Annotated in this window: 31 protein-coding genes, 1 tRNA gene and 1 pseudogene; 5 read left to right on the top strand and 28 right to left on the bottom strand. The window is 35.7% G+C overall.

What is annotated here, in order from left to right; translation table 11 throughout:
* Positions 1 to 235 precede the first annotated feature (235 nt).
* The gene (locus MHH46_RS12220; protein ID WP_076189859.1) at positions 236 to 1,525 is read right to left on the bottom strand and encodes an MFS transporter; all 1,290 of its coding nucleotides are present in this window, start codon (positions 1,523 to 1,525) and stop codon (positions 236 to 238) included.
* 97 nt (positions 1,526 to 1,622) lie between these two features.
* On the opposite strand from MHH46_RS12220, the gene MHH46_RS12215 reads away from it, so the two are divergent.
* Entirely contained in the window at positions 1,623 to 3,098 is a 1,476-nt protein-coding gene (locus MHH46_RS12215; protein ID WP_036686120.1) for an aminotransferase class I/II-fold pyridoxal phosphate-dependent enzyme, read from the top strand.
* 130 nt (positions 3,099 to 3,228) lie between these two features.
* Here the strand turns inward: MHH46_RS12215 and MHH46_RS12210 are convergent, their stop codons facing one another.
* Together MHH46_RS12210 and MHH46_RS12205 are read right to left on the bottom strand one after the other, a co-directional pair.
* A complete protein-coding gene (locus MHH46_RS12210) occupies positions 3,229 to 3,540 on the bottom strand; it encodes a DUF1292 domain-containing protein (protein ID WP_036686118.1) in 312 nt (103 codons plus the stop codon).
* Positions 3,541 to 3,620: 80 nt separating this feature from the next.
* The gene (locus tag MHH46_RS12205) at positions 3,621 to 4,175 is read right to left on the bottom strand and encodes a copper amine oxidase (RefSeq protein WP_036686116.1); all 555 of its coding nucleotides are present in this window, start codon (positions 4,173 to 4,175) and stop codon (positions 3,621 to 3,623) included.
* Between the two features lie 164 nt (positions 4,176 to 4,339).
* Between MHH46_RS12205 and MHH46_RS12200 the strand changes: the two genes are divergently transcribed.
* Complete coding sequence (locus tag MHH46_RS12200) at positions 4,340 to 5,077, top strand: MBL fold metallo-hydrolase (RefSeq protein WP_076129115.1); 738 nt, start codon at positions 4,340 to 4,342, stop codon at positions 5,075 to 5,077.
* A 62-nt stretch (positions 5,078 to 5,139) separates the two neighbouring features.
* On the opposite strand, the gene MHH46_RS12195 is transcribed toward MHH46_RS12200, so the two are convergent.
* From MHH46_RS12195 to MHH46_RS12180, 4 genes are all read right to left on the bottom strand, one after another.
* A complete protein-coding gene (locus tag MHH46_RS12195; RefSeq protein WP_036686113.1) occupies positions 5,140 to 5,379 on the bottom strand; it encodes a DUF3892 domain-containing protein in 240 nt (79 codons plus the stop codon).
* A gap of 85 nt (positions 5,380 to 5,464) precedes the next feature.
* Positions 5,465 to 5,908 carry a GNAT family N-acetyltransferase gene (locus MHH46_RS12190; RefSeq protein WP_076136093.1) on the bottom strand — a complete coding sequence of 148 codons (444 nt, stop codon included), beginning with the start codon at positions 5,906 to 5,908 and terminating at the stop codon, positions 5,465 to 5,467.
* A gap of 107 nt (positions 5,909 to 6,015) precedes the next feature.
* On the bottom strand, positions 6,016 to 6,228 hold the full coding sequence (locus tag MHH46_RS12185; protein ID WP_076189858.1) for a hypothetical protein: 213 nt from the start codon (positions 6,226 to 6,228) through the stop codon (positions 6,016 to 6,018).
* 99 nt (positions 6,229 to 6,327) lie between these two features.
* The gene (locus tag MHH46_RS12180; protein WP_076190150.1) at positions 6,328 to 7,401 is read right to left on the bottom strand and encodes a site-2 protease family protein; all 1,074 of its coding nucleotides are present in this window, start codon (positions 7,399 to 7,401) and stop codon (positions 6,328 to 6,330) included.
* A gap of 271 nt (positions 7,402 to 7,672) precedes the next feature.
* On the opposite strand from MHH46_RS12180, the gene MHH46_RS12175 reads away from it, so the two are divergent.
* From MHH46_RS12175 to MHH46_RS12165, 3 genes are all read left to right on the top strand, one after another.
* A complete protein-coding gene (locus tag MHH46_RS12175; protein WP_405132608.1) occupies positions 7,673 to 8,818 on the top strand; it encodes a copper amine oxidase N-terminal domain-containing protein in 1,146 nt (381 codons plus the stop codon).
* Between the two features lie 162 nt (positions 8,819 to 8,980).
* A complete protein-coding gene (locus tag MHH46_RS12170; protein WP_036686108.1) occupies positions 8,981 to 9,283 on the top strand; it encodes a hypothetical protein in 303 nt (100 codons plus the stop codon).
* A gap of 152 nt (positions 9,284 to 9,435) precedes the next feature.
* A tRNA-Val gene (locus MHH46_RS12165) sits at positions 9,436 to 9,507 on the top strand.
* 203 nt (positions 9,508 to 9,710) lie between these two features.
* On the opposite strand, the gene MHH46_RS12160 is transcribed toward MHH46_RS12165, so the two are convergent.
* From MHH46_RS12160 to MHH46_RS12060, 21 genes and pseudogenes are all read right to left on the bottom strand, one after another.
* Entirely contained in the window at positions 9,711 to 9,920 is a 210-nt protein-coding gene (locus tag MHH46_RS12160; RefSeq protein WP_076189857.1) for a helix-turn-helix domain-containing protein, read from the bottom strand.
* 189 nt (positions 9,921 to 10,109) lie between these two features.
* Positions 10,110 to 10,661 (bottom strand): Holliday junction resolvase RecU, encoded by a 552-nt coding sequence (locus tag MHH46_RS12155; RefSeq protein WP_076189856.1) that lies wholly within the window; start codon positions 10,659 to 10,661, stop codon positions 10,110 to 10,112.
* A complete protein-coding gene (locus tag MHH46_RS12150) occupies positions 10,652 to 10,828 on the bottom strand; it encodes a hypothetical protein (protein ID WP_179086236.1) in 177 nt (58 codons plus the stop codon). Before MHH46_RS12150 ends, MHH46_RS12155 begins: the two co-directional genes overlap by 10 nt.
* Positions 10,829 to 10,832: 4 nt before the next feature.
* Positions 10,833 to 11,084, bottom strand: a complete 252-nt coding sequence (locus MHH46_RS12145; RefSeq protein WP_076189855.1) for a hypothetical protein — start codon at positions 11,082 to 11,084, stop codon at positions 10,833 to 10,835.
* 116 nt (positions 11,085 to 11,200) lie between these two features.
* The gene (locus tag MHH46_RS12140) at positions 11,201 to 11,944 is read right to left on the bottom strand and encodes a hypothetical protein (protein WP_076189854.1); all 744 of its coding nucleotides are present in this window, start codon (positions 11,942 to 11,944) and stop codon (positions 11,201 to 11,203) included.
* 45 nt (positions 11,945 to 11,989) lie between these two features.
* The gene (locus tag MHH46_RS12135) at positions 11,990 to 12,745 is read right to left on the bottom strand and encodes a UPF0489 family protein (protein WP_256717151.1); all 756 of its coding nucleotides are present in this window, start codon (positions 12,743 to 12,745) and stop codon (positions 11,990 to 11,992) included.
* Positions 12,746 to 12,794: 49 nt separating this feature from the next.
* Positions 12,795 to 13,304: a hypothetical protein gene (locus MHH46_RS12130; RefSeq protein ID WP_076189853.1), complete on the bottom strand. Its 510-nt coding sequence runs from the start codon at positions 13,302 to 13,304 to the stop codon at positions 12,795 to 12,797.
* Between the two features lie 232 nt (positions 13,305 to 13,536).
* Positions 13,537 to 13,974 carry a hypothetical protein gene (locus tag MHH46_RS12125; protein ID WP_076189852.1) on the bottom strand — a complete coding sequence of 146 codons (438 nt, stop codon included), beginning with the start codon at positions 13,972 to 13,974 and terminating at the stop codon, positions 13,537 to 13,539.
* A 43-nt stretch (positions 13,975 to 14,017) separates the two neighbouring features.
* Entirely contained in the window at positions 14,018 to 14,188 is a 171-nt protein-coding gene (locus MHH46_RS12120; RefSeq protein WP_179086235.1) for a hypothetical protein, read from the bottom strand.
* 439 nt (positions 14,189 to 14,627) lie between these two features.
* A complete protein-coding gene (locus MHH46_RS12115; RefSeq protein WP_076189850.1) occupies positions 14,628 to 14,969 on the bottom strand; it encodes a hypothetical protein in 342 nt (113 codons plus the stop codon).
* A gap of 72 nt (positions 14,970 to 15,041) precedes the next feature.
* Entirely contained in the window at positions 15,042 to 15,464 is a 423-nt protein-coding gene (locus MHH46_RS12110; RefSeq protein WP_076189849.1) for a hypothetical protein, read from the bottom strand.
* A 92-nt stretch (positions 15,465 to 15,556) separates the two neighbouring features.
* The gene (locus MHH46_RS12105; protein ID WP_076189848.1) at positions 15,557 to 16,000 is read right to left on the bottom strand and encodes an AAA family ATPase; all 444 of its coding nucleotides are present in this window, start codon (positions 15,998 to 16,000) and stop codon (positions 15,557 to 15,559) included.
* Between the two features lies 1 nt (position 16,001).
* Positions 16,002 to 16,678, bottom strand: a pseudogene (locus MHH46_RS12100) (tRNA(His) guanylyltransferase Thg1 family protein).
* A gap of 7 nt (positions 16,679 to 16,685) precedes the next feature.
* Positions 16,686 to 17,018: a hypothetical protein gene (locus MHH46_RS12095; RefSeq protein ID WP_076189847.1), complete on the bottom strand. Its 333-nt coding sequence runs from the start codon at positions 17,016 to 17,018 to the stop codon at positions 16,686 to 16,688.
* Positions 17,019 to 17,065: 47 nt separating this feature from the next.
* On the bottom strand, positions 17,066 to 17,452 hold the full coding sequence (locus tag MHH46_RS12090; RefSeq protein ID WP_076189846.1) for a hypothetical protein: 387 nt from the start codon (positions 17,450 to 17,452) through the stop codon (positions 17,066 to 17,068).
* 1,787 nt (positions 17,453 to 19,239) lie between these two features.
* Complete coding sequence (locus tag MHH46_RS12085) at positions 19,240 to 20,253, bottom strand: hypothetical protein (RefSeq protein WP_076189843.1); 1,014 nt, start codon at positions 20,251 to 20,253, stop codon at positions 19,240 to 19,242.
* On the bottom strand, positions 20,246 to 21,556 hold the full coding sequence (locus tag MHH46_RS12080; RefSeq protein WP_076189842.1) for a DNA sulfur modification protein DndB: 1,311 nt from the start codon (positions 21,554 to 21,556) through the stop codon (positions 20,246 to 20,248). Before MHH46_RS12080 ends, MHH46_RS12085 begins: the two co-directional genes overlap by 8 nt.
* Before the next feature lie 65 nt (positions 21,557 to 21,621).
* Positions 21,622 to 22,404, bottom strand: a complete 783-nt coding sequence (locus tag MHH46_RS12075; RefSeq protein WP_076189841.1) for a hypothetical protein — start codon at positions 22,402 to 22,404, stop codon at positions 21,622 to 21,624.
* 1,129 nt (positions 22,405 to 23,533) lie between these two features.
* Positions 23,534 to 24,052 carry a hypothetical protein gene (locus MHH46_RS12070; protein ID WP_076189840.1) on the bottom strand — a complete coding sequence of 173 codons (519 nt, stop codon included), beginning with the start codon at positions 24,050 to 24,052 and terminating at the stop codon, positions 23,534 to 23,536.
* A gap of 109 nt (positions 24,053 to 24,161) precedes the next feature.
* Complete coding sequence (locus tag MHH46_RS12065) at positions 24,162 to 25,034, bottom strand: hypothetical protein (protein ID WP_076189839.1); 873 nt, start codon at positions 25,032 to 25,034, stop codon at positions 24,162 to 24,164.
* Between the two features lie 217 nt (positions 25,035 to 25,251).
* A complete protein-coding gene (locus tag MHH46_RS12060) occupies positions 25,252 to 25,506 on the bottom strand; it encodes a hypothetical protein (RefSeq protein WP_076189838.1) in 255 nt (84 codons plus the stop codon).
* Positions 25,507 to 25,691 lie beyond the last annotated feature (185 nt).

Below are 25,691 nucleotides of genomic sequence, written 5' to 3'. Positions count from 1 at the left end.
AGCGGTAACTTGGTTTATTGACTATTTTTACCCGCAACAGCCTTTCTCCAAACGCTGATCGAGAATTTTAATGCCTTTTAGTCCTTTTGGAGCATAAACGTTCTAGTCCTTCAGCTGCACAGTGTCATACAGAAGACCTTCGAAACTTACTTCCGTTATATCGTATATCCTTCTAATTTTCTAAAAAGCCGCTGATTTACCGGATCATTCTCCGGTTATCAGCGGCTTTTTTTCCTCAGCTAGTCTTAAATTTCTGTTTCGTTCTATGCACGATAAGCAGATGCAGCCCGAAGAGCATCAGCATTACAATAGCACTTGCCAGGAATGGGACACCATGTCCTACATGATCCCATAATCTACCTGACAATACTGGCCCCGCTACCATTCCTGAGCCTTGGAGTGTCAGGAACAGCCCCCAGACCGTCCCTCGTTCTCCCTTAGGTACTTGCTTAGCCAGAAAGGCATTCCATGCCGGGAGGATAAGCGCGTAGCTTATACCGACCAGTGCCACCGCGATAAAGGCAAGTGGCAGCCAGCGAACCTGAGAGAAAAAGGCCAGCGAAAAGGCAGCTAACAAAAAACCTGTATTCAGAAACACCGTTGTCCCTATACGGTCCACCAGCTTACCTGCGGGAATAAGTGCAAGAACTGTAATCCCTCCCCCTGCAATGAGGAGCAAACTGAATTGATTGGGACTAACATGCAGCTCTGTACGTGCGAACAAGGTAACTACAGGTGTCATCAAGCCAATGGCGAAGGCCTGTAGGAACAACGCCGGGTACAGCCATCTGCTGACTTTCAGCGTAGTTCTCACCTGATGCAGCGTTCTTTTTATACTTTCTAACGGACTAAGCTTTTTACGCTCCATTGCTCCACCAAGTCCATGCATGTCCCTCACGACAGCATGAGACCCGCTAGAAGAGATTCGTTTAGGTAAGAAAAGGGCTACTACAACTACAGCGGCAGCACAACCTAACAAGACTAGAAAAGCTACGTGATAGCTTTGTCCACCCTGATCCATTAAAAAGTTCACAACAATTGGACCGATTCCTGTTCCTGCTAGAGAAGCCATCTCAACAGCGCCCATGGCCGCACCACTGCTGCCGCTTTTGGTTGATCCGGCCAGCTCGGTAATCCCGGTCATCACACATGGCCAAAGCGGTGAGGTCCCGATCCCAAGAATGAGACAGGCGATGGATAACGCAACGGCCGTTTTGGCATAGATGATCAAACCAATGGCTACTAAAATCAGCAGCAATGCACTTGTCATCGTCCAGCGGAACCCTATGCGCTCCATAACCCAGCCTGAAGGGCTGCGGAAGACGTTGTCCCCCAAATACTGTAGGGCAAAAGCGAATCCCACTACTGTCACCGACAGCCCCAGTATGTTCTCCATATACACTGGCAATAAAGCAACAAGCAGCGAACCTTTAACAAATTCAACTAAAAAAATAATTACCCACATCTCAATAATAAATGGTGATGCTAAACTAATATTCATCCGTTGTTCAGCTTTCGTGGACATTCTATCACATCCAAATCCTAGTATTCTGAAGATTGTTTTGTTATACTGATGCTTGCCTTAAAAATTAACTATTCGCGAAAGGTTGTGACAGCATTAAATGAATCAACACCGTACTCCCCTCTTCACAGCTCTAAAAAAGCATGCCGCCGGCAATCCAGTTCAATTTCATATTCCCGGGCATAAGAAGGGGCTAGGAACCGATGCCGAATTCCGTGAGTTTATCGGCGATAACGCTCTATCCATAGATCTAATCAACATCGCACCGCTTGATGATCTACATCAGCCAACTGGCGTAATCCAAGAGGCTCAAAAGCTGGCTGCGAAGGCTTTCGGCGCCGACTATACGTATTTTAGCGTACAGGGCACGAGCAATGCCATCATGACGATGATCCTCTCTGTCTGCTCACCGGGTGAAAAAATAATTGTGCCGCGTAACATTCATAAATCCGTAATGTCGGCCATTATCTTCTCCGGAGCCAAGCCTGTGTTCGTCTCGCCTGTACAGGATGAGAATCTCGGGATAGATCACGGCATAACCACCAGTGCGCTGGAACGAGCGTTAAAGCGTCATCCAGACGCTAAAGGAGTTCTAGTTATCAATCCAACGTACTTCGGCGTATGTGCCGACCTGCGTTCGATTGTCGACCTGGCTCACCGTTACGGGGTACCCGTTCTGGTGGACGAGGCACATGGAGTACTGATTCATTTTCATGAGGATCTGCCGGTATCGGCCATGCAGGCCGGTGCGGACATAGCTGCCACTAGTGTGCATAAGCTTGGTGGTTCCATGACGCAAAGCTCGGTACTGAATCTAAATGCGAAGACTGGGCTGATTAACCCACAACGGGTGCAGACCATTATGAGCATGCTGACTACAACATCAACCTCATATATTTTATTAGCGTCTCTCGATACATCTAGACGCAATCTCGCGCTGAACGGACATGAAATGGCGGAAAGAACCATCCAATTGTCCAACTACGCACGCGAGACCATTAACACTATCGAAGGCTTGTACAGCTTTGGTAAAGAAATACTTGGAACAGAAGCAACTTTCGATCTAGATCCAACCAAACTTAACATTCACGTTCGCCATTTAGGGATCACTGGTTACGAAACCGAAAACTGGCTGCGTGAGAAATACAACATCGAAGTTGAACTGAGTGACATGTATAATATTCTTTGCCTTATTACCCCAGGTGATACTCAAGAATCAGTAGATAAATTATTAGCTGCTTTACGGGTGCTATCCGCTATCCATTATAGCAAGGGTGAAATCTATGAACTGAAGGTTCAGGTTCCAGAAATCCCGCAGCTTGCTTTAATTCCAAGAGATGCTTTTTATGCTGACACTCAGTTAGTTCCGTTCCGCGAATCTGCTGGGTACATCATTGCAGAGTTTATCTATGTATATCCACCGGGAATACCGATTCTCCTCCCTGGCGAAGTCATTACTCAGGATAATATCGACTACATTATCGACCACGTCGAAATCGGCCTGCCGGTTAAAGGGCCTGAGGACCGCAGCATCACTAATGTTAAGGTGATTGTTGAAGCCGATCCTATATCCTAAGATCTATCTTTTTCCTTAAAAACTTAAATCATTTATACAAAAACCCGATACCATAATGAGTATCGGGTTTCTGTATATAAGCATCAACTGTTCCATTCACATAGAACAGCTTAAGTTTAGTCGCTAGAATCTATTCTTGCTGAGCAAGCAGATTGTTGTAAGCTTCTTCAACAGCTTTCCATTCTTCTTCATCTTCGATATTATACAATACCATTTCTTCGTCTTCTTCTTCCATACGCAGAATAATGCCGTCTGCTTCTGGATTCTCGCGCTCTAACAACAGAGCATATAATTTCTCGCCTATGTCGAACGTTTCTACAAGCACCATTTCCACATCTTCGCCCTGCTCGTTCGTCAAGGTCAGCACAAACTCCTCGTGCTCATGGTCGTGATCATGCCCGCAACCGCATGCTTCACCATGCTCATGTTTGTGATCGCTCATTGTAATACCTCACTTTGAATTGTATTATCCTACATCTGGTATCGTACCACGTTAGATTAGTTCAGGTCAATTTAGAACACCTAATTTAACGCTGTTATTACCTTCTCCGACACAAGTACGTAATCGGCATTTTTGGAGGGCTTAATATAGAAGCCTACCCGGTATTTGCCCGCTTCTTTAAAATCATAAGTAAACTCCGAGGTTGGAAACCAGAAATTATCCTTCTGCGAGCCTTCAAGCACCTGTGACTGAATATCCTTAACGTTTCCAGACGGATCTGTCATGGCCACTTTCACAGCTGAAATCTCTTCGGTCAGACTATCTACCTGAGTTAATATCTTTATTTTCAGCTTGCCTACATTGACATTGCCAAAAACCGTATCCCCTTTAAAAAGTACAATATGGACATTAGGTTTAAGGATCGTAACTTTCCCAGAACCGTCCCAAGTAACAACCCCGCCTGTTTCTCTAGCAGGAATGTACGTTTTTCCATCAATTAGATAACCGCCGTCTACAATTTCTTTTCCGTTGCTCCATACTCTAATTTTCTGATTAACGGAATCGGCGAATAATAATGAGCCACCCATTAAGGAAAAAGCAAACACGCACAAAGTGATTTTTTTCCATCTATTCATTTGAGACCCTCCAGATAATTCATGCTGTTAATATATACTTACTTTGTTTCAGCAAGTTGCGCTGATTTCAGGTAAATATTTCATTGATCTTGCGAAAAATGATATTATGGTCTTATTCGAAGTAGGAACATTAGCTATAACCGATTTCAGGAGGGTTCTTTCTTATGAGTCTAAGCCTACAAATGCTAGGAACAGGCAATGCTTTTGCGAAAAAATATTTTAACAACAATGGCTTGCTGCTAGATGAAAATTACACCCTGCTGATTGATTGCGGGATAACAGCCCCGCTTGCCATGCATAGACTTGAAAAATCCTTTAGTGACGTAAATGCTACGCTCATTACACATATTCATGCAGATCATGTTGGAGGGCTGGAAGAGCTTGCGCTAACCTTAAAGCATGTGCACGGTAAAAAAATGACCTTACTTCTTCCGGAGACACTTATAGAGCCCTTGTGGAACAATACGTTAAAGGGAGGTTTATACCAAGAAGATGCTGTATCTTCCTTATCTGATATCTTCGATGTTAAGCCCATGCAGCCTGAAAATACCTACAAGCTCTCTCCTACTCTTTCATTAGAGATCATACAAACACCGCATATTCCCGGGAAAAACAGTTATTCCCTTCTAATAAACAACGAGATTTTTTATAGTGCGGACATGACCTTTCAGCCGGATCTACTGATTAGCCTTGTGCGGGAGCGCGGGATCCGGATCATCCTGCATGACTGCCAACTAGGTGGAACAGGCGTTGTTCACACCACGCTGGAAGAGCTGATGTCTCTGCCTAAAGATGTTCGCGAGCGGATCAAGCTCATGCATTATAGCGATGAACAACCAGATTTCGTCGGACTTACAGGAGAGATGGAATTTTTAGAGCAGCATGTGAACTATAAACTCTGATCTTTACAAAAAAAAGCCGTACATAAACGTCTGTTGACGTATGTACGGCTTTTCGTGTTGAACTATGAAAATGTCGGCAAATTATCCAGATTGTTAGTTGGATCTCCATCCGCATCTCCGCGAATATAAGTTTCTCCATCCTTACCTTTAAAAGCGTTCACTCCGGCAATATTTCCGGCCTGTACTTCTTGCAGGGCTTGGTCATACGCCAGCACTCGTCCTGTAGAGGTCTGGAAGCTTGTTAAATCGCCATCCCCATTTTTTTGAACAGCTACGAAAGATTCACGTTCGTTATTTGGCACTTAAGTTCGCCCCTTGCACTTGGATTTGCCATCATTCGGCACATCCTAGCTTGCGTAGAGCGTCCAAGAATTATGTGCGCCATCTTTAAAGCATTTTTTGCATACGTACATGTAATATACCTGCATCATAAAATGGTTCTGTAGAAATAACTTCATAGCCGAGTTTCTTATAGAAATTCTCTGCCTGACACTGAGCATCTAGAATTGAAGCTTCCAGTCCAAGCTCCCGAGCAAGCTCTTCCATCGCCAGTAACAAGACACGTCCGTATCCTTTGACCCGATAGTCTTTCAATACGGCGATGCGCTGCATTTTAGCCGTACCTGCTTTGTAATAGATCAATCTACCCGTTGCTACAGGTATCCCTTCATCTATAATCAGAATATGGTGCGCATTCGGACTGATGGCATCATATTCGTCAATTTCTTCCTCGGCCGGTACCTTTTGTTCCTCAACAAATACTTTAGTACGGATATCCAGCCCCATCTGAAGCTGTTCCTCTGTAGTTACCCGTAAGATTTCTGCCGCCATGTTAGTTGCAAACTCCTCTCTCTATATAGCCAACGATAGTTGTCTATTATATAAAAAAATGACAAGAAAGAAAAGCCTACACATGGAATCCGTAACCTCTCAGTAGACTAATCCACAGAATATACTTCTTCAGGGATTGAACGGTTATATACGTCTTGCATCACAGGTGACAACGGAGGATACTGACTTTTAGATTTGCCATCCAGATTGGTCATCTCATTAATTTCGATAACTTTTGCGGGTTTCACCGTAGAGCACCCCACTACACCCAGCAGTAACACTAGGCAAACGCCGACTTCCCATTTCAAAATTTTAGACATAAAAAAGCTCCTTTCATCGCAGCTGCAGTTATACTCACTACAGCTTTGACGATTCAGGAGCTTTATAAACAATAGGAGCTGTTCATTCCAGTTGCCCTCTTAGAGATTGACGTTTCCAACCAAATGGACTAGATACATCATCCCCACCAAAAAGCCTGCTAAAACAAAATAAACTGTTCCATATTTCCAGCGTGTACTGGCTGGCACATCGTAATACTTATCATTATCGTGCACGGTACAGCTGATGTCACATTGCATTTTTAAATGAAGACCATTCTCTAACGTTACTTGCTCCAGCTGCGAAATTCTTACCTTTTCAATAATACATTGCTGTGGCAGTGTAGCTTTGCCATAATAATTCAGCTGGTCCCATCTGACCACAACATACTGCTGTCTCTCTAGATCACTGTAGGTAGTAAAAGGTAAATCCCGGCGATGCTCAGCTCCTGGAATCATGTAACCCGCCTCTCGCAAGGGCTCCACGGGAATTAAGAACCCCTTAGTCACAGACTGCGGGCGGTTGTTGTTACGTCTTTTCACATATTTATTATACAGATCGTAAGCAAACATTGCCCAGATGATAAAGAACAAAATCGAACGCAAGTAAACGATTATAGCTAAGCCACCCACCAGACCCACAAGCCACAGCCAGCGCGTAACTGCGGTAGCAATACGTCCACCGTCTAGCGGATGGATTGGCAGCAGGTTAATCAAATTAAGCAATAAGCCTATATAAGCCAGGGAATAAAGAAGTGGACTATCCATATAATATGCCGCTCCAAACACAGCAGTAGCCCCGATAGTACCCAGAATCGGTCCGCCAAAAGCAACATACGCTTCTGTCTTCGCATCCAGCGGATGTTTTTTCATAGTAATTAACGCGCCTAAAAAAGGAATAAATAACGGAGCGCTGACGGGTAGCCCGATCCGCTTAGCGGCTATAACATGTCCCAATTCATGAACAAGCAAAAGCAGGACAATACCTATAGCAAACCCCCACGGATAAATCAAAGCATATGCCCCTATCGAAACCATCATGGAAATTAACGGCCCGGCAATTTTACCTATTTTCAGCAGAGACAAAATCGCCTTTCCTTTTAACAGGAGCATGGCGGCTCCGCCCCCCAACCATTTCAGCGGAGTAGAAGTATTCTTTTTCTGCTCATTTTGCATTTGCGGCAAGATCACAAGCTCCTTTATCTTTCAATTTTAAGAAACTACTGTACAGTTCCATCTATCTTATCATAGAAGCATTAAATATATTTCTACAGTGAGCCCTTCGGAAAGTATACGACGCAACTTTTAGAAACGTTTCAGCGTCAAACCAACTATCATGGATAAATTTTACTGCCAGATAAAGAAAGGGTTGGTTCATATGCTCTCTTTTCACTCCAAAGCTTGGTTATCCGTCTTAATGCTCTCAACATTTTTACTCCCTGCCACCATGTCAGCAAGCTCTTCATTAACTGTATCGGTGTCCTCTGCGCTCACCCAAGCTTCCTCTGCTAATACTTCGCAAGTATACTACCAATTTGGCATTCCTGGTGGAAACATAGGCGGACCTGCGCTGCTCAAAAATGGTGTAATCTACGTAGATGTTCGGGGGATCGCTGAACAAGCTGGCTTAAAAATGGAATGGGATAAATCCGGCAAACGTGCTCTGTTCCAAGGCTGGACTAAAAGTTTTGCTGTTCGAATCGGGAGTCAAACTGGCGTGCTTGACGGGAAAGCGGTAGATCTAGGAGGAATACCTTTTAAATCCAAAGAAGATGGGATATATGTGCCGGCCCGTTTTATCGTTAAGGTTTTCGAAGGCAGCCATCTCCGTCTGGACTCCACAACGAACACACTTTTAGCAGATGATCTGAAGACCTACAATGTTTTCACAGAATCCTTTGGAGGGCGTACCTATACGCTGGTCAAAGCTAATGGTGATTTATATGTCTCACAAGGCAAGGATACGGTGATAAAACTCACTTCACTCCAAACAAACTTTGACTGGGCAGGAATGAAGATTGAGAAAACGGCGGGGGGTCTGCTAGTCATTAAGATTATTGATTCCTATGGAGAGCCTCATATTAATACACGCGAAATCACACTCATATTCAAAAATGGTGCATTACTACGCAAGGCCACATTCGCTTACCAGTTCAGAGGAGATGCGGATTTCAAACCTTATGATGGCAACCTCATCTTGCATGATGGTAATACCTTACGTTTCATCCAAGACGGCACAGGCAATGTAATAGATACTCTTGATCTTGTAAAGCTGGGTGGCGAGGAAGATGCTTACTATGTAGAAAGCATTGATAAAGAAATCATACTGCTTCGTGGAAATCAGAATGGATTGCTAACCTTAATCGACCGCCAAACAGGCGAGCGAACCCTTTTGTATAAGGAGCTACTCACAGCAAAGGATCAGGAATATGCGGAAAATAACGATGTTCCTTTTAAAGGAGATACTTTGAAATTCGTAAAACGGAGCGGTGACAAATTGTATTTTATAAATGACTCCCCGCTTACTGGCAAAAAAGAAGTTATCTACTCCATTGAAGCTCATTCCAATAACTCCAAGAATAATACTGATTAGAAAGTACAGCACAAGCATGTGTATTGATTAAAGAACTAATCGAATCCTCCTCAGTGATTATCCCTGAAAATTAACCTTCCTACATATAGGCAAACGCCGTGAACGTTGTAGGCAAAGGACCATAGACTGTTATCAGGATTGAAACATTCGAGGAGGATATCCATGGAATCAAATACAAATTTTCATCAACAGGTCGCTTGGAATTGCATGAATAAATATGTAGGTATAGTAACGACTGATGGTCAATCCTTTGACGGCTTCATCGCTCACGTGGATCAGAACTATATCACCCTAGCGGTTCCCAGCAATGAAATGGTCGATCGTATGAATGGAATGCCTGCTGAGCAGTCGAACTATAGACAATTCGGGTTCCAGCCCGGCTTTTACCCAAGACGCCGCTTCTATCCACGCCGTATCCCTTTTTTCGGAATAAGCAGTCTATTTCTACTCCCGTTTTTTATCTGACTCGGTGCAGGGGGATGAAGGGTCATCCCCTTTCTAGCTATTTAACTACTTAATCGGAGAAAATTAAGAAGTAAATACAACTCTACATCTATATTGATTATAAAAAAGAATTGCCATCCTACTCTATCGTATGGTATTATAAATTTCGTCGCAGGACGGTAGCTCAGCGGGAGAGCACTATCTTGACAGGGTAGGGGTCATGGGTTCGAACCCCATCCGTCCTATATCGGTTTATAAGACATATCTCACAGAAAGCCCTTATTATATAAGGGTTTTTTGTTTGTTTATTTTCACTTAACAATTTGAGAAATATCGCTCTTTGATAACTGGGGGGCTTAACGGGGGGCACATAATACTGTGCAAAAGTTTTTCCTTAATGCAACATTCAATTAATAAAAAATGAGGGGCATTGTTTCGCCCCCCTATTCTAACCACCTAAGTACCATTTCACAAAAGATCTTTTAGGTATTTTATATAATTTTCCGACTCTTATACTATAAAATTGTTTTGATTCAATTAGATTATATGTAGAATTTTTACTCAGCCCTAAAAATTGTTGGATGTCTATTGGATTTAGCGGTTCTGGTAAATTTCTTAATCGCTTTATTATTTTTTCATCTTTTATTAGTTCGTCCATATCTTCCTCTGCTTTTCATTTACTTTTCTTAAATTACAAGTTCTAGATGCCCCAATATGAGGCTTTTAAAACTATATTGACCAAACACATATCTAATTACTCTAAGCATCATAGCAAGCCCCTGAGAATGTCTAGGAGGGGTTGGGCGCCCTGTGTTTTCATATAAGTTTCTAAAAAAATATTAATTGATTAATTGAATTTATTAATCGCTTCGGATAAAAACTCCTTAATGTGATAATGCCAGTTAACCCTCTTCTTGAAACCCTTAATCTCTATACCAATCTCTTCACAGATACCAATTGGAATACTCGATTTATTTACTTTACTTATATATTTATGTTCTTTGATCTGATTTTGAGCTACATTCTGATAATCGACGAATTCTTGTATCGGGACAAAGAATACTCGATTCTCTGGCTCCCTGAAATTCATGACAAATCCTGAAATTACATCTTCATATGTACTGGCTTCTAATAATTTATCAATTTGATGTTGTTTAATAATACTTTCATCAAAACTAAATCTGTTTTCTTTTGTTGATTTCAATTCGAGTGTGAATAAATAAGATCTTGCAAACATCATGCAATCATAGTCATTTTTAGTTACTTTAACTCGTTGACGTAAATCTGGTGGTATAAAGACATCCTTTATTCTCGTAAAGAATATTTTCTCACCACATTGTTCCACCGACTTTTGTAGGTTATCTTCAAAAACTTTGCCTTCCTTCTTTTTTACAACCATTCTTTCATAGCCTCTAACCGCTCATCTAATGCCTTGGTTTCATTCTCTAATAATTCCTCAAATCTACCCTCAGCAATGAATCCATCTCTATTAAACCCTTCTAATTTTTTAAGCATATGTATTTTCAATTGTTCAACTAACCAAATATTATGTCCTACTAAATTCAACTAATCACTCCTCTTCTAATATTGCTGTTGTTGCATCAACAGCTTTTTTGATACAAGTTCGTTCGTCATGTACACTCATTCCATATATGTCTAAAATCTCACCAGCAGCTACTTCAAATAAATAGATTACTTCGCCACATCCTGAACAAATCGAGTACTCAATCACCTCCTTATCAAGTGAATCAGGAAAGGTGTGTAGATGATAGTCTGAGTTGAATCTATCTGTTTTTAAATTTCTTTGCATATATTTATTCATAACGGTTCGTTTCTAAGAGGTTTAATAAAACTTCACTAACCACTTGTATATATTCATTGTCTGAGAGTTGCCGTTTTACTAGTTTTTCAATTGATGGTTTAGATAGTTTATCAAAATTAGTTTGCATTCTTAGTCTCCTTCTGAATGTATTTTGTATATCCTGTAATCCATATTTCCATTTCGTCTGTATCAATGTATCCACCATTTCCATCTGGAACTTGTTTGATTTTTTTCTTATGCTCTGTTATTTCGATTAAATCTCCTCTGTTAATTTTTAATGTCTTATCTTTAACATTGAAAGTCTTCCTATCCATCTTGAACATTTTACTTTCACCTTTTTTCACACTATATAAATATAATTTAGGTGAATATTTTGTATTAATATCTGTAACTACGCACCACGAAGAATTAATTTTGGGATATCTTACATCTGCATATCCCATATGCTCTAATTGTGTCATAACAACATCGTTAGGAAGAAGCTCAGGGACACCTTTGCTTCTAAATTCATTCTCAAGGTCAATCAGTTTTGCAATTCTTATTGCTAGTGTTTTTTCAACATAGCTTGTTTTATATCTAAATTCACCATTCAGAAATTCATCGTATAATTTAAGCAGAAGACCACTATGTCCAAACATATCAAAATAGTTTAGTTTAATCAGTATTTTAATTTGTCTTGAATCTACTGAAGTATCTTTAGTAAGGTAAATTAGAAGTTCAATAAAACTATCATATGTATTTTCACTAGCCTTATATAGTTCTTCTGCAACTCTTGTGCTCATAAATTTGATGCCTGATAAATCAGCATAAATTGTATTTTTTTGTTCATCGGCTACAAAAAATAATTCTCCAATATGCATTTTCATTCCCCTTATACATTAAAATATTTGTTTCATCACAATATTTCACCACTTTATCATATCCTCTAAATCAACACCCAATTCGCTCAAAACTATGTTTAATAAGTATGCTGCATCTTCCATTCCTCCACAAAAGTCCGGCGAGATAGCAATCGTAATCAAATTCCAAGGATACAGCTCTTTTAAACCTTTAATATACTGTCTAATAATTGGCTCGGGAACTAAATCGGATTCACCTATATAGTCTGTGTTATTAAATGCATCGATATCAAGGTCTAAAATGGCGCTTCTATTTCCAAGATAATCTGTAAAACTTTCGCTATCGTATTTTCTTAAGAAGTCTTGAGTATTCACAAAGAGTTGCGTCCTATGGTTGCAGTTCGCTGGAAGCTTATCAATATAAAAATGACGTAGACCCACAACTTGATTTAATTCTTGGTTGTCCCTTGATACAAAAATAATCTCTTCTACTGTTTCTCTTCCTATTGAAGCCCATATAAAATTATCTATGTGCATCAAATTAGATTCAGGAGTTTGGCCCAGTGATCTGTCATAACTTCTACTTACATTAATAATATCCTCTATAGTTTCCGCTTCAAACAAGCCATTGACTAGTAATCCATCAGGAACATCATCGAAATGAGAATCTACATGAACAACAAGTGAGTTTTTCTTAATCCTATTTTCTAATTTAGAGATTTCCCATGCTGCAAAAGCCCAATTGTGATCTCGCATAATATAAATACGTTTGTCATTAGTCTGAAGCTTCCAGTCGATGTCTTTTCTCCAAGGAAAGTTCATTGGTTGTCCTCCTGTTGTCTTTTCTTATGAAATGCCACTTTTATTAAATCTACTTTAATCTATTGTATACACTCATTTTAATCTCATCTTCTCTTTTTGTTAGTTTAAATAATTGATTATATATTTCATCTCTCTTGTCCATATCTTTTTCTGTTCTAAGTAGTTTATGTAGTGGTTTGCGTTGATTGCCACAGTAACTTATTTCTTCCATTTCGCTTTCGTAAAACAGTTCTTTTTTTATATAGGTTCCAACATCAGCCTGAACCTCTTTAATTCCAAATTCATTACTAGCGACCGCTCTGTGATTTCCACCATTTGCAACTGCATATACACCACTTGGCATAAGTATAAGATTAAAATCTTTTGGGCTTCTATCAATCCAACCATTTTCTCTGATCTTATCCCTTATATTTTCTAAACGTACTGGATCGAGTTCTCTTGATAATGCGACTATCAATGAAGGATTTACTGTTTGAACACCAATTTTTACATAAATATAATTTTCATCCAAACTTAAAGCTTCTATTTCTTCGTCGAGGTCAATCCATTCTTTTGTCAACTTATAATTCTCCTTTTTTATGTAAAAGTCATATTTCATTTAAAACTCTAATTGAAGCAACGCTTGAGCCTTTAATTAAGACTTCGCAACTATCATCTACCGTTTTAGAATGTAATTATTTTTATTAGTGATTGTTATTAATTCCCCAGTAACCTCATTTCCAGTAAGAAGCTCAATTGTAACCGTGTACTGCTGGTCCATGAATTTTCTTAATATAGCATCAGACAAATTTTTAGTTGCCATAAAAAACAGAGTACTCAATAAAAAGGATAAAAGCTCCGAGCATGATTAGAGCAATAATATCACCTTCATCGAGGTTTTCCGCAACCCATTTTAATAAGAGATAACTAAAATCGATTCCAAGTGATATCCCCATAAACAAGTAGCAGGCTTGTTTATGTATTTCGTTTGTTGTTACATTCATTATTTTGATACTAATGAGTGACACAAGCATTGGTATCAGAATCATAATTGGATAAATATGATTAAAATACTCAAAAACAATAAAATTGTAGGCAACAATAAATGATAATGATACTAGTAAAAAGAGATTGCGCCCCAAGTATCTTCCCATTCTATATCTATTATGTATCTTTTCAATAGTGCTGATATTTTGCTCGGTTATTGAGAGTAATACCTTGAGCACAGAACTAAGTACGTTTTTTTGCAAATCGATTCCCCCAATAGATCATAATCATAATCAAATTCACATTTCATCCGACTAAAACTATCCATTCTTCTGTAGAAGCTCTAAACACTTTATGAATAAGGTTCCTACCATTTAATTCCTTATAAATAGAATTCAGCAATTCTTCTTTATAAACTCTTGTTGTACCTTGATCGATTATCTGCTCAATACCCTTCTTCCAAGTCATCTTGCCCATCAATTTCACCGTCTAGTTTTTGATAAAAGATTCGTTTCATTTGGTCTTCAATTATCTCGATGTAAGCCGCAACATTAGTATCCGTCTGTTATCCCCAGTTTCACAACTTCTTCTTGGCTCTTTGGTTAATCCATTCTAACGTTGTCGTTAAGTGGCTCTTGCCATATATCTTTAAATCTCGTAACTCAAGATTCTGTAGCCTCTCCAAACGTATTTCTCGACTCCCCCAAAAGGTAGCTATATTTAAAGAATAATCAACAGGAAACCTATATATCAATTGATCTTCATACATCATATTTATAATATTATCTTCTGAATAATTATCTTCGTGACCGCGGCAAACGAATATTCTTGTAGTATCTAAAGCTCTAAAACAATCTATTGGTAATAGTCCACTTTCTACACCTGATAAAAGCTGATTTAATGGTACTTGTTTACTTCAATGTTCCATTATTCGTCCTCTTATATTGCGAGCAATTCCAATATAGATTTGACAGTAATCATCCAAAATCATGATAAAATATCCTGAAACGCCATTTACAGAGTTAAGGTTTGTAATTTCAGTGAAGTTATCTGCTTCTACTAACTTATTAAGTTCCTCGTTAAATTTGTCCCAAGACAATGATTCGAAATATTTCATATTATGGTCAAATTTAGCCAGAACCTTCCCCACCTTATTCTCCAATTCTTCATAAGAAGGGCTATTAATATCCTTAACACTTACACTAATATAGTTATTTATGGATAGTTTAAAGCCACCTTCTTTATTGTATGGTTTCACCCAAAATGAGTGGTCATTTATATTCTGACCTCCACTCTTAATGATCTATCTCCTCATGAAAGGCTAATTTTATCAAAACCAATTAATTACTTCATGATTGATTTCTATCTTAATGATTGAGTTATCATTCTTGTATTCTTTCATTCTTCTCTTTGACATACTCCATGAAAGTCCCGAAGAACCACTCTTTTGTGAACTAAAGACTCTTTCAGCTTTAACGATATAAATTATCATTTTTTGTATATTAGTTTCATCGATGTAATCCATAACAAAGGAATAATATGGATTACACCCAAAAATTTTTGATGCATATTCTATATTTTTCTTTTCCTTTTCTAAATCTTTTGAAATCAAGAAACTAGGCTGCTTGCCACTTCTTGTTTTTACTGAAATTACAATAAGTTCATTGGTATCATTGTTTCTGCCTACAATATCAAGTCCGATCTGGTCTACATGGGCAACTGAAAACCCCATTCTTGATAAGTAATAAAGCACAATATATTCTCCAAAATCACCAGTAACTTTTGAATGTTTCAGGCTTTTTTAATCAGCATAATCGTTCATTTGCTCGTCTCCCTATGAAAGACTCATTTGATAATGATTTCTTCGACTTCAAATCCCTCATTGGATGATCGTATTGTGTATAATTTATCAAATCCTTCACTAAACGAGGGCACCTGTAACTTCTTAAACGTACTTTTGATTCCTACTTCGGCAATCTTTTCTTTTCCTTGCCTCTCTTCATTGCGCATATACGATAAATCATAATTTGGTTCAAAGTAATAACCCACTACCAAATATTTGTGTTTTTTAGCCAATTCAATATACTTTTTTCGTTCCTCAATTGTTGGATTAGTATTATCCACAACGAATGGTAAGTTAGTTCCAAGTGATGCTTCAACAAAAACATTCTCTCGGTATCTACTCTTTAACATGTCGAGATTAATTCTCATATGGGTTTTAAAAAACTTTTCTTTATAAAAAGTGGATTTCCCAGTAGCTTGAATACCAATGAAAATTACACACTCCATATTACTCATCCTTTGATAAATATACGTATTGATTTATATACTCTCTGTTCTGACTAAATATTGGTGTATCGAAATCCACGTCCCATTTACTTCGAGTGGCTTCACCTTTTTTATAATATTGTTTTGTAATGCACGCTCCGCGTTTCTGCCACACAGGGATATCATTCCAATTAATTTCCTTTTCAACAAATAGCTTATCTTGAAGTTGTTTTCCGCTTAATCCTTGTAGTTCACTATGTGGAAAGTTTGCCTGAGCAACCATAGAAATACTATTCTTGGTTGCGTCCTGCTGCCTCCAAAGAAAATAATTTATTACCTCATCATGAGGTAATACCCATGCTCTGCTATCAAATGTGGCTAGAGGCATGTCTGGAAAGTTTTTTTGTATAACCTCATTGAACTTTGCAGTTGCCATTGAAGCAGAAACTGAAACGATTTTTTGTAGATTATTTTCAAACCAAGACTGTGTTGTTAACTTATCATAATTAGTAAGCAGAATAGATATCTCATCACTCTGATGGTAGATCAGTTTACAGCCCATTATATTTTGCGCTAAGTATTTACACGTATCTCCAAAAGCCTCGATTAATTCCTCATCAAACGCTTATTCATCCCACGTGTAAAGGTATGAAAATGTGAACCATCAATACGAATAATTAGTGGTAGCCTTTGGGGAATTGTTTTATTAAGCCTTGTTTATTAAAGCTAGTTCGCATTCAAGATCCTGAATCTGCTTAATAAGTCCTTGACGTATCATTTTATATTCATAAGATTTTTCGTCAAACTTGGTGTTTAATTTGGATAAATTCAACCTGCTATTTTCAAGTTTTCTTTTAATCAATGTAATTCTTTGATTGTTATACTTTTCAGTATCTTTAATACCCCACTTACTATTAATGAACTCTTGAATTTGTTTCATTGCACCTGGATCATTTTTGATATTATCCAGTATGTATCCTTTCATATTGATCATCATAACTTGATTTTTGTCTTCTTCGTTAATTTTATGATTCCCCATGATTCCACTCCCAACTATATGAATTCCCTTGTGAAAGTATTATTTTCTCAAAACTCTTTCTTTGGTTCTAAAATTAGTTTTCTTTGTTCAAGTTGAAATGTGTTACGCATACCCCATGGTGAGAAATTGGACTGAACAACTTTACCATCCTTAAACTCCATTTCGCCTTGCCACGTACCAAATAAATGCCTCAGAGCATTCACATTGACTAGAGCCTCTACTCCCTGATCTTTGGTATCAATCTCTTTAATATGAATCGTTGAACCATTAAATTCAGTCTTTACAAATTCATGATATTTCAAGATTTCAACGATCTGTTCATACTTGCTTCCCGTAAAAATATATTTTTTACCAGTATTTAATACAGCTTTACCCTCGTGTTGAATTATGAAATTAATTACTTCGATATTAAAAAACTCATTTTCATGCTCCATTTTAACTTCAATAAACTTAGTTATTCATAATCTCTCCCTATAAAATGTCAGTTTTCGAAAAAATTGTTGTTTCATATCATTCCACATCTTATATGTATTTACCTGCTTTAGTATTTTCTATAAATTTATTTTAATATATTTATTAATAAAAAGCAATAAACATTTCTAATTTTACCAATTATCGTTGGATATTCTTTTGGCTATTATAATAGTCATTTTCCATCCCCAAAACATCCTTATATCGCCTTTACCAGCTCATTTTGGAGTTATGATATGAACTACAGAATGCTTCCCCTAAGGAGAGAAATTATTATTATTTCACTGCAACTTGCCGACTTCATCATAATACAATCTCATTTTAACTTTATAAACACTTTTTATTTTTATTGATAAAATTATTTTTAATAATGCTGAACCTATTTTTAAAGCTCGGCAAGGCAATTAAATTCTACAGGTGTAAGAGAAAATTCATATGTCGGATGATTGCTTGCTATGTATTAGAAAGATTTGCTCCGGATCATTTGTAGTTAATAAACTTAATTTTACATCATTTAATGGTTCTTAAAAAAGTTTCTCTAACGTTTTCTTATCATTATTATAGTCCAAAATAAAATCGGTTACTTTTTTGTAGCTAAATCTATGTATATTTTCCTTTCTTAATTAGTGAAAATATTATTTATATATAAGCTGATAGAGATTAAAAAGAATCCTATTAACTTAAATAAAAAAAGTATTTTTTTACTAGAATTGTATCATCTATATTGTGAGGAGCATAAATAATAACCAAATGTAAACTTTATTTATAAAAACTAAATACTCTGCTATTAATCCTTCAATTAATATTAAAACTGTTACGAGTGCAACTGAAGCAAAAACACATAGCCCCGATGATTTAATATGATATTCACCAATAATCAATAAAGCAAAACTGATTGCTACAAGAAAAATTCCATAAAATATTTCTATTGATATTGCTAAACCAACTGAAACAATAAGGAGAATAGTTAGAAAATTGTTATAGAAATTTTATAGAATTCTTCATTACATCTTCTCATGCATGTTCTCATACAGAGACAGTTTATTGCTTGCTATATTACTTATGTGTTCAATCAAATCTACCAGCAACCTCTCCTTTATTCCTATAAACAACAGGCAAATAAAGATTACTAACAGAAGAGATATTCCCATGAACATATTGTTTATATCGAAGATAAAGTCTGTAACTACAACACTAAAACTAAAAAACATTATTATTGATAAATTTTGTAAGATAATTTAACCCTCATCAATGGAGGAAATAGTGCAAAAGTAAAACCAAGTCCTTTATTTTGTAAGAAGCGCCCTATAATGATGAGCAGAATTGAATTTAGAAATTGAAATAAATAGCGCAGAAGATCATTGTTGTTTATATTATCGAAAGTAAGATCTGTAATTAGTGCCGGAATATAAATTAATAGTCCTTGAATTTTCAAACAAAAAATGAAACCGTATATTGTTTACAAATATAGAATGCAAAATCGACACTTTAAAGATAAATACTAAAAAAATAATAGTAACAACATATAAGTAATGCTGAAAAAAACCTTTAAATGCTCTTTTTTTTGATATCAAAAATAAATTTAGTGTTAAGTATAAGATTGAAAAGCATTCTATTACTGAAAACAATATGTATAACAATCCACCCATAATTCATCATCTTTTTATCAATAAACATATTCATCTTATATTTTATGTTATCGTGTTTTTCCGTAAAGTCAACCAATAAAATAAAAAAAGAACAAGTTTTTTCAACTTGTTCCTGTACCGTATATTTTTTTAATTGTTTTAACATTCAAGAAATCATTTTTTTGTCTAGAAATGTTGTAATAACCTAAACTATTCATCTTAATATCAAATCTTTCACAGATAATATCATATTCTTCTTTCTCTAACTTTCCTCTGTCCTTGTATAGCTTATAAGTATAATATAGCATTCCACTGTTTCTAATGTTGGTAGCTGTTAAATGCGGCTGTCCCATCCAATCAGCAACTAATCTAAGCTTTCTTAGTACTAAATGTGAGTCTGCTTTACCTAAATATTTTACTCCCAATGCTGCCGCTCGAAAAATATAGTCGTTTTCAACTAAGTTAATTATATCTGATTTGTTATTAGGAGATGGGTTTCCATTGTTTTTATAGTATATTTTTTTCTCAAAAGTTTGAATCAATAATTTAATCAGTGTAGAGTCGCCATCTAACATCAAAACTCGCTTTTTTTTATATCCTTCATCAATATCATTGGTTAAGATGAGTCTATTTTCATTTTCGTTTATGTCATGGATTGTTAGATTTAATAATTCTGAATATTTTTTTCCCATTAATCCTTCAAATAGACATTGTATAACAGCAGCATCTATTCTATTTGTTAATCTGCACGTGATATCATCTATATCATCTTTCGAAAATATTAGCTCGTTTGATTTATCAATAAATTTTTCTAAATACTCTCTGTCTATAAGTGTACTCAGAGGGTTAAAGTTATCTGTTCTAAGTCCCTGCTCAATTGCCCAGTCAATGTACACTGTGATAGGTGATGTTGCTGATTGAACAGAACTCAGAGTTGTAGGAGCTAGATAATTGATCAATAGCTCTATCTCAGAAATGTTGAAATTATATAAGTCTTTACCAAACTCTTCTTCAAGAGAAGATGCCCTCTTTAAGACACGTGAATATGCCTCTCTTGTATTAAAAGTTCTATCCTTTAAAAATCTTTCTTTTTGCTCTTTATTGTACAAATAATCATTATACGTCTGATTAGACATTGGTTTCACCTCTAGACTCAAAATATTCAATTATGGCATTTCTAGTCTTCTTACTATTTAATCCTCGTCTGTTTTCTAATAATCCGGCTAAAATACTGTCATTAAAGTCAATTCGATTAACATATTCTTTTATATCTTTCAAATCTCTATTTTCATCTTTGAACATTTTTGCAATTTGGACATATCCTATAAACATCAACGGGTGATTAATTTTAGTGTTTCTGTACTCATTTGGATTTAATTTGAATTCATCCAGGTAATAACTCACTAAATATGCAAAGAAATCAATTAAATAATCCGAAACTTCTCTTTCTTCAATAGATGTTCTGGGATTAAAGATTCTATCTATTGCATCACTCAAGATATCAAACGTAGTCAATTGTCCTGCTATTTCTGATATTGCTGAAGCTGAAGCAATTCTTCCAGTCAATTCTGACTTTCGCTGAAGATTTTTGACTATTTGATCAGAATATTTTTCTGATTTTAATTCTTTCAATCTCTCAGGCTTAACAATATTCACTGTATTTATTTGCCCAAAGAATCTTTTAGCAGTATCTTTGTCATAGCAGCGTATAGACAAAAACATTTGTTGAGTTAGATCTGGATTTAGTGAATGTGCTTTAATCGCACCTTGCAATCGGTGGAAACCATCCAAAATAGATATTGGAGCTTCTTCATTTATTGTCAATGTTTGTGTTTTGGAATTATAACTAATCTCCTCAATTTGTTCAGAATAAATATTAATTGTTATCGTATCTGGTAAATATGTACCGTTAAGCATATGCTTAGAAATATCTGTAACACTATCTTTATTTATCTCTGGTACTTCAATAAAACTATCCCCTCTTCTTTTAAACTTAGGAGATCTTTGAGTTTCATAATCATAGAAAATCAATTGTGAATGAAACATTTTAACAAGTAGTTTCACTTCAACTCTTGTTACATATTCTTCGTCACTCATTTTAATAACATCTGGCAACGAAATGGGCAATTCCATATTTTCAGAAGAAGTAGTCTTCTCAATATATCCCTTTGCTCCAGCTATTTCTTTGTCAGTGAAATAAATTGATGGAATCAACTCATCATCGTTAGTTACCTCAGACAAAGATAGGGTGAGTACATATAGTCTTGCCACATCTAAATTGTAGATATTTTTAGACCTAACTAGAGATTGAAATGTACCTGCTGGTAACTTATATTCTCGAAAGATCTCACTAATTTTCTCAGTAATTTTTCGATTGTGTTTTACATTATTAATAGCAGTCTTTAGTTTCTCTTCTAGTTCGATTCTATCCTTTTTCAATCGAAATTCACCTCTTTTAATATATATTTCAAGTATAACATAATTATTAATAAAAATATTTTCAATTAAAGAACCTTCAAAGCATCAATGACTATTTTCTGCGCTGTAGATGAGTAAATAAGTTTCTTAGTAACATCTCTTAGTTCTTCCACATTCAACTTTTCAACTTCCCTTACTAACTTTGCTCTTAAGTCTTTAAAACAATTGGTACAATATATCTCTTCTTTATTAGATGGGGTGAATTGTTTATAGCAATCAGCATTAGCACATACTCGATCCTTTGTTTTTACAGGCTTACCATAAGTTCTATATCCAGCCTTTGACATAGCGTCTGACCACTGTATCTCCTGAGAAGCAAAAGACTTTCTTGAAGGTTTAATAAGTAGCTTTTCATATTCGTTTAAAGTAGGGATATAACCGAGTTTTTTAACATTGTTTTTTAATTCCAGAATCATTTCATCAATTGAGGTGTATTGATTGTTTGCTAATTTCACATTTGCTTCTTCTGCTATCTTTGACCAACCATATTTTTTACTTATGTAATCAGATGATGGTTCAAGTTTTAGCTCATCATATAGCGCAGTTGATACAAATCCATGTTCCAAATTGATTATTTTAAAATTACTTATTGCTTTAATCCTGTTCTTAATATAATTGTATTCATCTTTACTCATTACCTTAGTAATTTTTAATAATTCTACAAACTCAATATTACTCAGTTTTTTCTTAAGTGTATCCCAAGATGGTAAACTCCCCCTATTTTTATCATAAAGTTCAACAGTTAAATAACCACCAGCAGTTCTAGAAACACTTTGAATCTGTTTAATGAATTCGCTATCCAACTTCATTTCATAGTATCTCCTATTACCATTTTTTACTCATACATTCTTATTCTTCATGATATAAGCTTTTCCTTTATTTGTGTCAACTTAACTATCACTACTCAAAAAAACTATTTTTTTACACTTACTGCAATTCCATTTGATTCTTTTTTTTAGTGATTCTGTAGTGCAAACTGTACCACATTTATCAATCTTAATTATTATAGTCTTATTTTCATAAGCCTCTTTTAAAAACTCTACTTCTATCTTTTGTATACTTGAAATATCTTTTCTGTGTTCTGATAGTTTATTATGTACTTTACAACTAATTCTGGATTTAATCCAAAACTGTAGATGTAATAAATACAGTCTTCTCTTTAAAGTTCTTTATCCATTGATTAATTTGAAAAACAGATAATGGGACAGTCTTTTTATCCCACCATTTAAAGTATAAGTCATTACATAAAGAATATCTTTATCATCCGACCAATAAAAATCACCTCTACAATTCAATTTACTACATGATGTCAAAAAATCAAGAAGTATTCGTAACACGAAAAAACAAAAAAAGACTCTCACATAGAAGGGTATAAAGAAGAGGATGATTTTATCGGTTTAAGATTGACCAATGAAATAAAAGTGATATCTGGAGGAGACACTTGGGAAGAGCCAAAACAGCATCAATTATTTGCTTGCTCCAAGTGTGGAACTGTTAAGATACAGGTTTGGAGTAGTTAAGTTGGTAAAAGGATTCTTTTACAAGGAGTTAATTCTATGAGTGAAGTAGAAGCGATTATGAGAAGAAAAGCTAAGAGGATAAAAAGAGCAAGTGAAATGATTAAATGACTTTGTTATGATATTGAACATATAGGAGTAAGAGAAGTTGAAAAGCAAGGATTATTAAACACAATTGTATAATGATTATTGCGAAGAAATTGTTGCAGTCAAGAATGAAATTAAGTTGCGTATAATTAAGTGAAATAAGTCTTTTACTAAGAAATGGAGGGGTCACATATCATTCTATCGTGAAAATCTTGATAGAATGATATTTTATTCTCTTTTTATTCTAATTCACAATTTCTTTCACAAGATAAAATCAGAATTTCATAAAGAATACCGTTTATATTGAGATTGGTCACTACTACATTAGGTTTCTTCAATAGTATTCTTTATTGAGAAATTTCAAAAGTTTTCTTTTTGATTCATCAAGTCTCTGTTTTAAATATAGCAACCTTGTAGCTTGTGAAGGATTCAACAAAAGATTCTCATTCAATAATCTAAACATTTTATTGATTATTGCTATACGCGACTCTATTAATCTACTATCGTTCAAACCATACCTTTGACCTTTAGTTATGTACTCTCTAACACTGCTTTCGATAGTTGTAACAATCACTGAAGCTTCTTGTAACTCATTTTCGGCATCACTAAATATCTTTTGATCTAACTGCTTACGAGATATTTTAAGACCTTTCAAACCAACTTCATAAGATTCAGCTATGGAAAGCCTCTCAATTGAAGCAATTTTCACTCCCATTTGTCTCTCTAATTCCAATATTTCAGGATCTTTATTAGCTCTTTCTATTCTCTCTATTTCTTTTTGTGTAAGGTTCTCAGTAATAGTTCTTGCAGCTTCTCCACTAATCGTGTGAACAAACGTTTCGAGAAATCCCATCAGTGTTCCTCCTGGTATTTCATATTAAATTATAAATTCTCAGTTGTCCTATAGGTGCTTACGTTATGTATCTGTCTAATTGAGCCAGTTTTTTCACCTATTAAGTTCATTAATATTTGTTACACCCACAAGCTCCACAAGAACACTTTAACCATCCACAACCATAGCACTTTAAATGTGTCTTTGATGTAAGATACGCACGACATTTCCAGCAGTTTGCTTCTCGTACATACGGTTTTCTATTTAACAAAACATCTCGTTCTCGTTCTTTTCTTAATTTTTCTGACTCGATTCTCATCTTTTTTAAATCAGCGATATAATTGTCTAACAATGGTGAGAGTTGTCTATTCTGGTTGACAATTTTCAGAATTTTATTTTCTCTTATGCTTCTCTTTGCTTGAATTTCTTTATCAATTAAACTATCTAATAAATTATATATCTTTTGTTGTTTTGAAGTGTCGCTAAATGTATTTAGAATACTTGAAATAATACCATTATAATTATTCATGTTAGGCTCGTACAGCCTTGCTAATGTTTTAAAAGCTCCAGTAGAAATAACATACTCAATATCCTTAGCTTGATTAATTATCTCGTCCTGTTCTATTCTTTCTTTTCTCTTCTGCTCACTTAATTCTGTAAAGCGCCGTATATGCTTTTCAATTTCTATATTCGCTTTTTCTACAGCAGCATCTACGATCTTATCTATTCTGAACCGATTTAGATCTTCATCAGTCATACACTCTAGCTCAAAATTTAACGTCACAGCCATAACTTTGATTTTTTTCACCATTGCCATATTGTAATTGTTAATTATATCAATGGAGTACCTCTTTGGGATTATACACAAGTACTTATCTTTCCAAAAAACCTTTACTGAATCGTGCTCAACTTTCAAATCAACCATATCTTCTATCTTAATACTATCTCTAAGTATAAATAAAGAGGGCTGCCCTCTCCTGTCATCCAAACCTTTAATCATCATTCTTGCACCTCTACGTATGTAATTTACGTAGTAAATTATAGCAGATTTTTCCTGAGTGTAAGAGCGATTTTTAATTAACAAACCTAATAAAGAGTTAGATTTCTATTCATTCAATAAATCATTCTTTCATGCGTTTTTTTGCTTTCATCATTTGTGTCAACTCATCTTTATTATTAAAACACAAAATGCTAAGTGAACTTCTCACTTAGCACTCGTTCTAATTAAAATTAATCAGTTCGTATTTTCCATTATCAAGTTTTCTAAAATCGTTATAAACAGTTGCATGATGTCGTTTTCCATTGATGCAACATCTAGATCTGATATGACTGCCTATTGTACTTTCATTGTATACAGTGTTATTTTCTTTCATAAATTCAACCATTTCTTTAATTGTAAGTTCATTGATTCCCTTGGACTTAACAATCATTCTTGCACTTATCAGTATTTCACCCCTACACGTTTTATAAGCCACTTTAACGCCTCCTTTAGCTCTTTCTGCAATAGTAGCACATTGTCAGAAATCGCGTAAGTGAGGCCTGTTGTGACTGTGTGTTGTGATTATAGGTGATGAAAGACGGGTTTTATCTTCATTATTTCTGAACAATTACAGTGTTCTACACTATTATAATAATCTTGAATAGTTATCTATGAAGGGGG

Source organism: Paenibacillus sp. FSL H8-0175, from assembly GCF_045040615.1.
GTDB classification, from domain to species: Bacteria; Bacillota; Bacilli; order Paenibacillales; family Paenibacillaceae; genus Paenibacillus_AQ; species Paenibacillus_AQ odorifer.
This window is presented reverse-complemented; position numbering and strand designations above follow the sequence as displayed.

What these genes read in the sequence shown, in the direction of transcription:
- MHH46_RS12210 (WP_036686118.1), bottom strand. Translation starts at nt 3,540, where the DNA reads ATGAGCGATCACAAACATGAGCATGGTGAAGCATGCGGTTGCGGGCAT.
- MHH46_RS12185 (WP_076189858.1), bottom strand. Translation starts at nt 6,228, where the DNA reads ATGTCTAAAATTTTGAAATGGGAAGTCGGCGTTTGCCTAGTGTTACTG.
- MHH46_RS12070 (WP_076189840.1), bottom strand. Translation starts at nt 24,052, where the DNA reads ATGGGATTTCTCGAAACGTTTGTTCACACGATTAGTGGAGAAGCTGCA.
- MHH46_RS12095 (WP_076189847.1), bottom strand. Translation starts at nt 17,018, where the DNA reads ATGGGGAATCATAAAATTAACGAAGAAGACAAAAATCAAGTTATGATG.
- MHH46_RS12190 (WP_076136093.1), bottom strand. Translation starts at nt 5,908, where the DNA reads ATGGCGGCAGAAATCTTACGGGTAACTACAGAGGAACAGCTTCAGATG.
- MHH46_RS12120 (WP_179086235.1), bottom strand. Translation starts at nt 14,188, where the DNA reads ATGGGCAAGATGACTTGGAAGAAGGGTATTGAGCAGATAATCGATCAA.
- MHH46_RS12220 (WP_076189859.1), bottom strand. Translation starts at nt 1,525, where the DNA reads ATGTCCACGAAAGCTGAACAACGGATGAATATTAGTTTAGCATCACCA.
- MHH46_RS12090 (WP_076189846.1), bottom strand. Translation starts at nt 17,452, where the DNA reads ATGGAGCATGAAAATGAGTTTTTTAATATCGAAGTAATTAATTTCATA.
- MHH46_RS12105 (WP_076189848.1), bottom strand. Translation starts at nt 16,000, where the DNA reads ATGGAGTGTGTAATTTTCATTGGTATTCAAGCTACTGGGAAATCCACT.
- MHH46_RS12145 (WP_076189855.1), bottom strand. Translation starts at nt 11,084, where the DNA reads ATGAATAAATATATGCAAAGAAATTTAAAAACAGATAGATTCAACTCA.
- MHH46_RS12085 (WP_076189843.1), bottom strand. Translation starts at nt 20,253, where the DNA reads ATGTCTAATCAGACGTATAATGATTATTTGTACAATAAAGAGCAAAAA.
- MHH46_RS12075 (WP_076189841.1), bottom strand. Translation starts at nt 22,404, where the DNA reads ATGAAGTTGGATAGCGAATTCATTAAACAGATTCAAAGTGTTTCTAGA.
- MHH46_RS12155 (WP_076189856.1), bottom strand. Translation starts at nt 10,661, where the DNA reads ATGGTTGTAAAAAAGAAGGAAGGCAAAGTTTTTGAAGATAACCTACAA.
- MHH46_RS12180 (WP_076190150.1), bottom strand. Translation starts at nt 7,401, where the DNA reads ATGCAAAATGAGCAGAAAAAGAATACTTCTACTCCGCTGAAATGGTTG.
- MHH46_RS12135 (WP_256717151.1), bottom strand. Translation starts at nt 12,745, where the DNA reads ATGAACTTTCCTTGGAGAAAAGACATCGACTGGAAGCTTCAGACTAAT.
- MHH46_RS12215 (WP_036686120.1), top strand. Translation starts at nt 1,623, where the DNA reads ATGAATCAACACCGTACTCCCCTCTTCACAGCTCTAAAAAAGCATGCC.
- MHH46_RS12205 (WP_036686116.1), bottom strand. Translation starts at nt 4,175, where the DNA reads ATGAATAGATGGAAAAAAATCACTTTGTGCGTGTTTGCTTTTTCCTTA.
- MHH46_RS12200 (WP_076129115.1), top strand. Translation starts at nt 4,340, where the DNA reads ATGAGTCTAAGCCTACAAATGCTAGGAACAGGCAATGCTTTTGCGAAA.
- MHH46_RS12065 (WP_076189839.1), bottom strand. Translation starts at nt 25,034, where the DNA reads ATGATGATTAAAGGTTTGGATGACAGGAGAGGGCAGCCCTCTTTATTT.
- MHH46_RS12175 (WP_405132608.1), top strand. Translation starts at nt 7,673, where the DNA reads ATGTCAGCAAGCTCTTCATTAACTGTATCGGTGTCCTCTGCGCTCACC.
- MHH46_RS12140 (WP_076189854.1), bottom strand. Translation starts at nt 11,944, where the DNA reads ATGCATATTGGAGAATTATTTTTTGTAGCCGATGAACAAAAAAATACA.
- MHH46_RS12170 (WP_036686108.1), top strand. Translation starts at nt 8,981, where the DNA reads ATGGAATCAAATACAAATTTTCATCAACAGGTCGCTTGGAATTGCATG.
- MHH46_RS12160 (WP_076189857.1), bottom strand. Translation starts at nt 9,920, where the DNA reads ATGGACGAACTAATAAAAGATGAAAAAATAATAAAGCGATTAAGAAAT.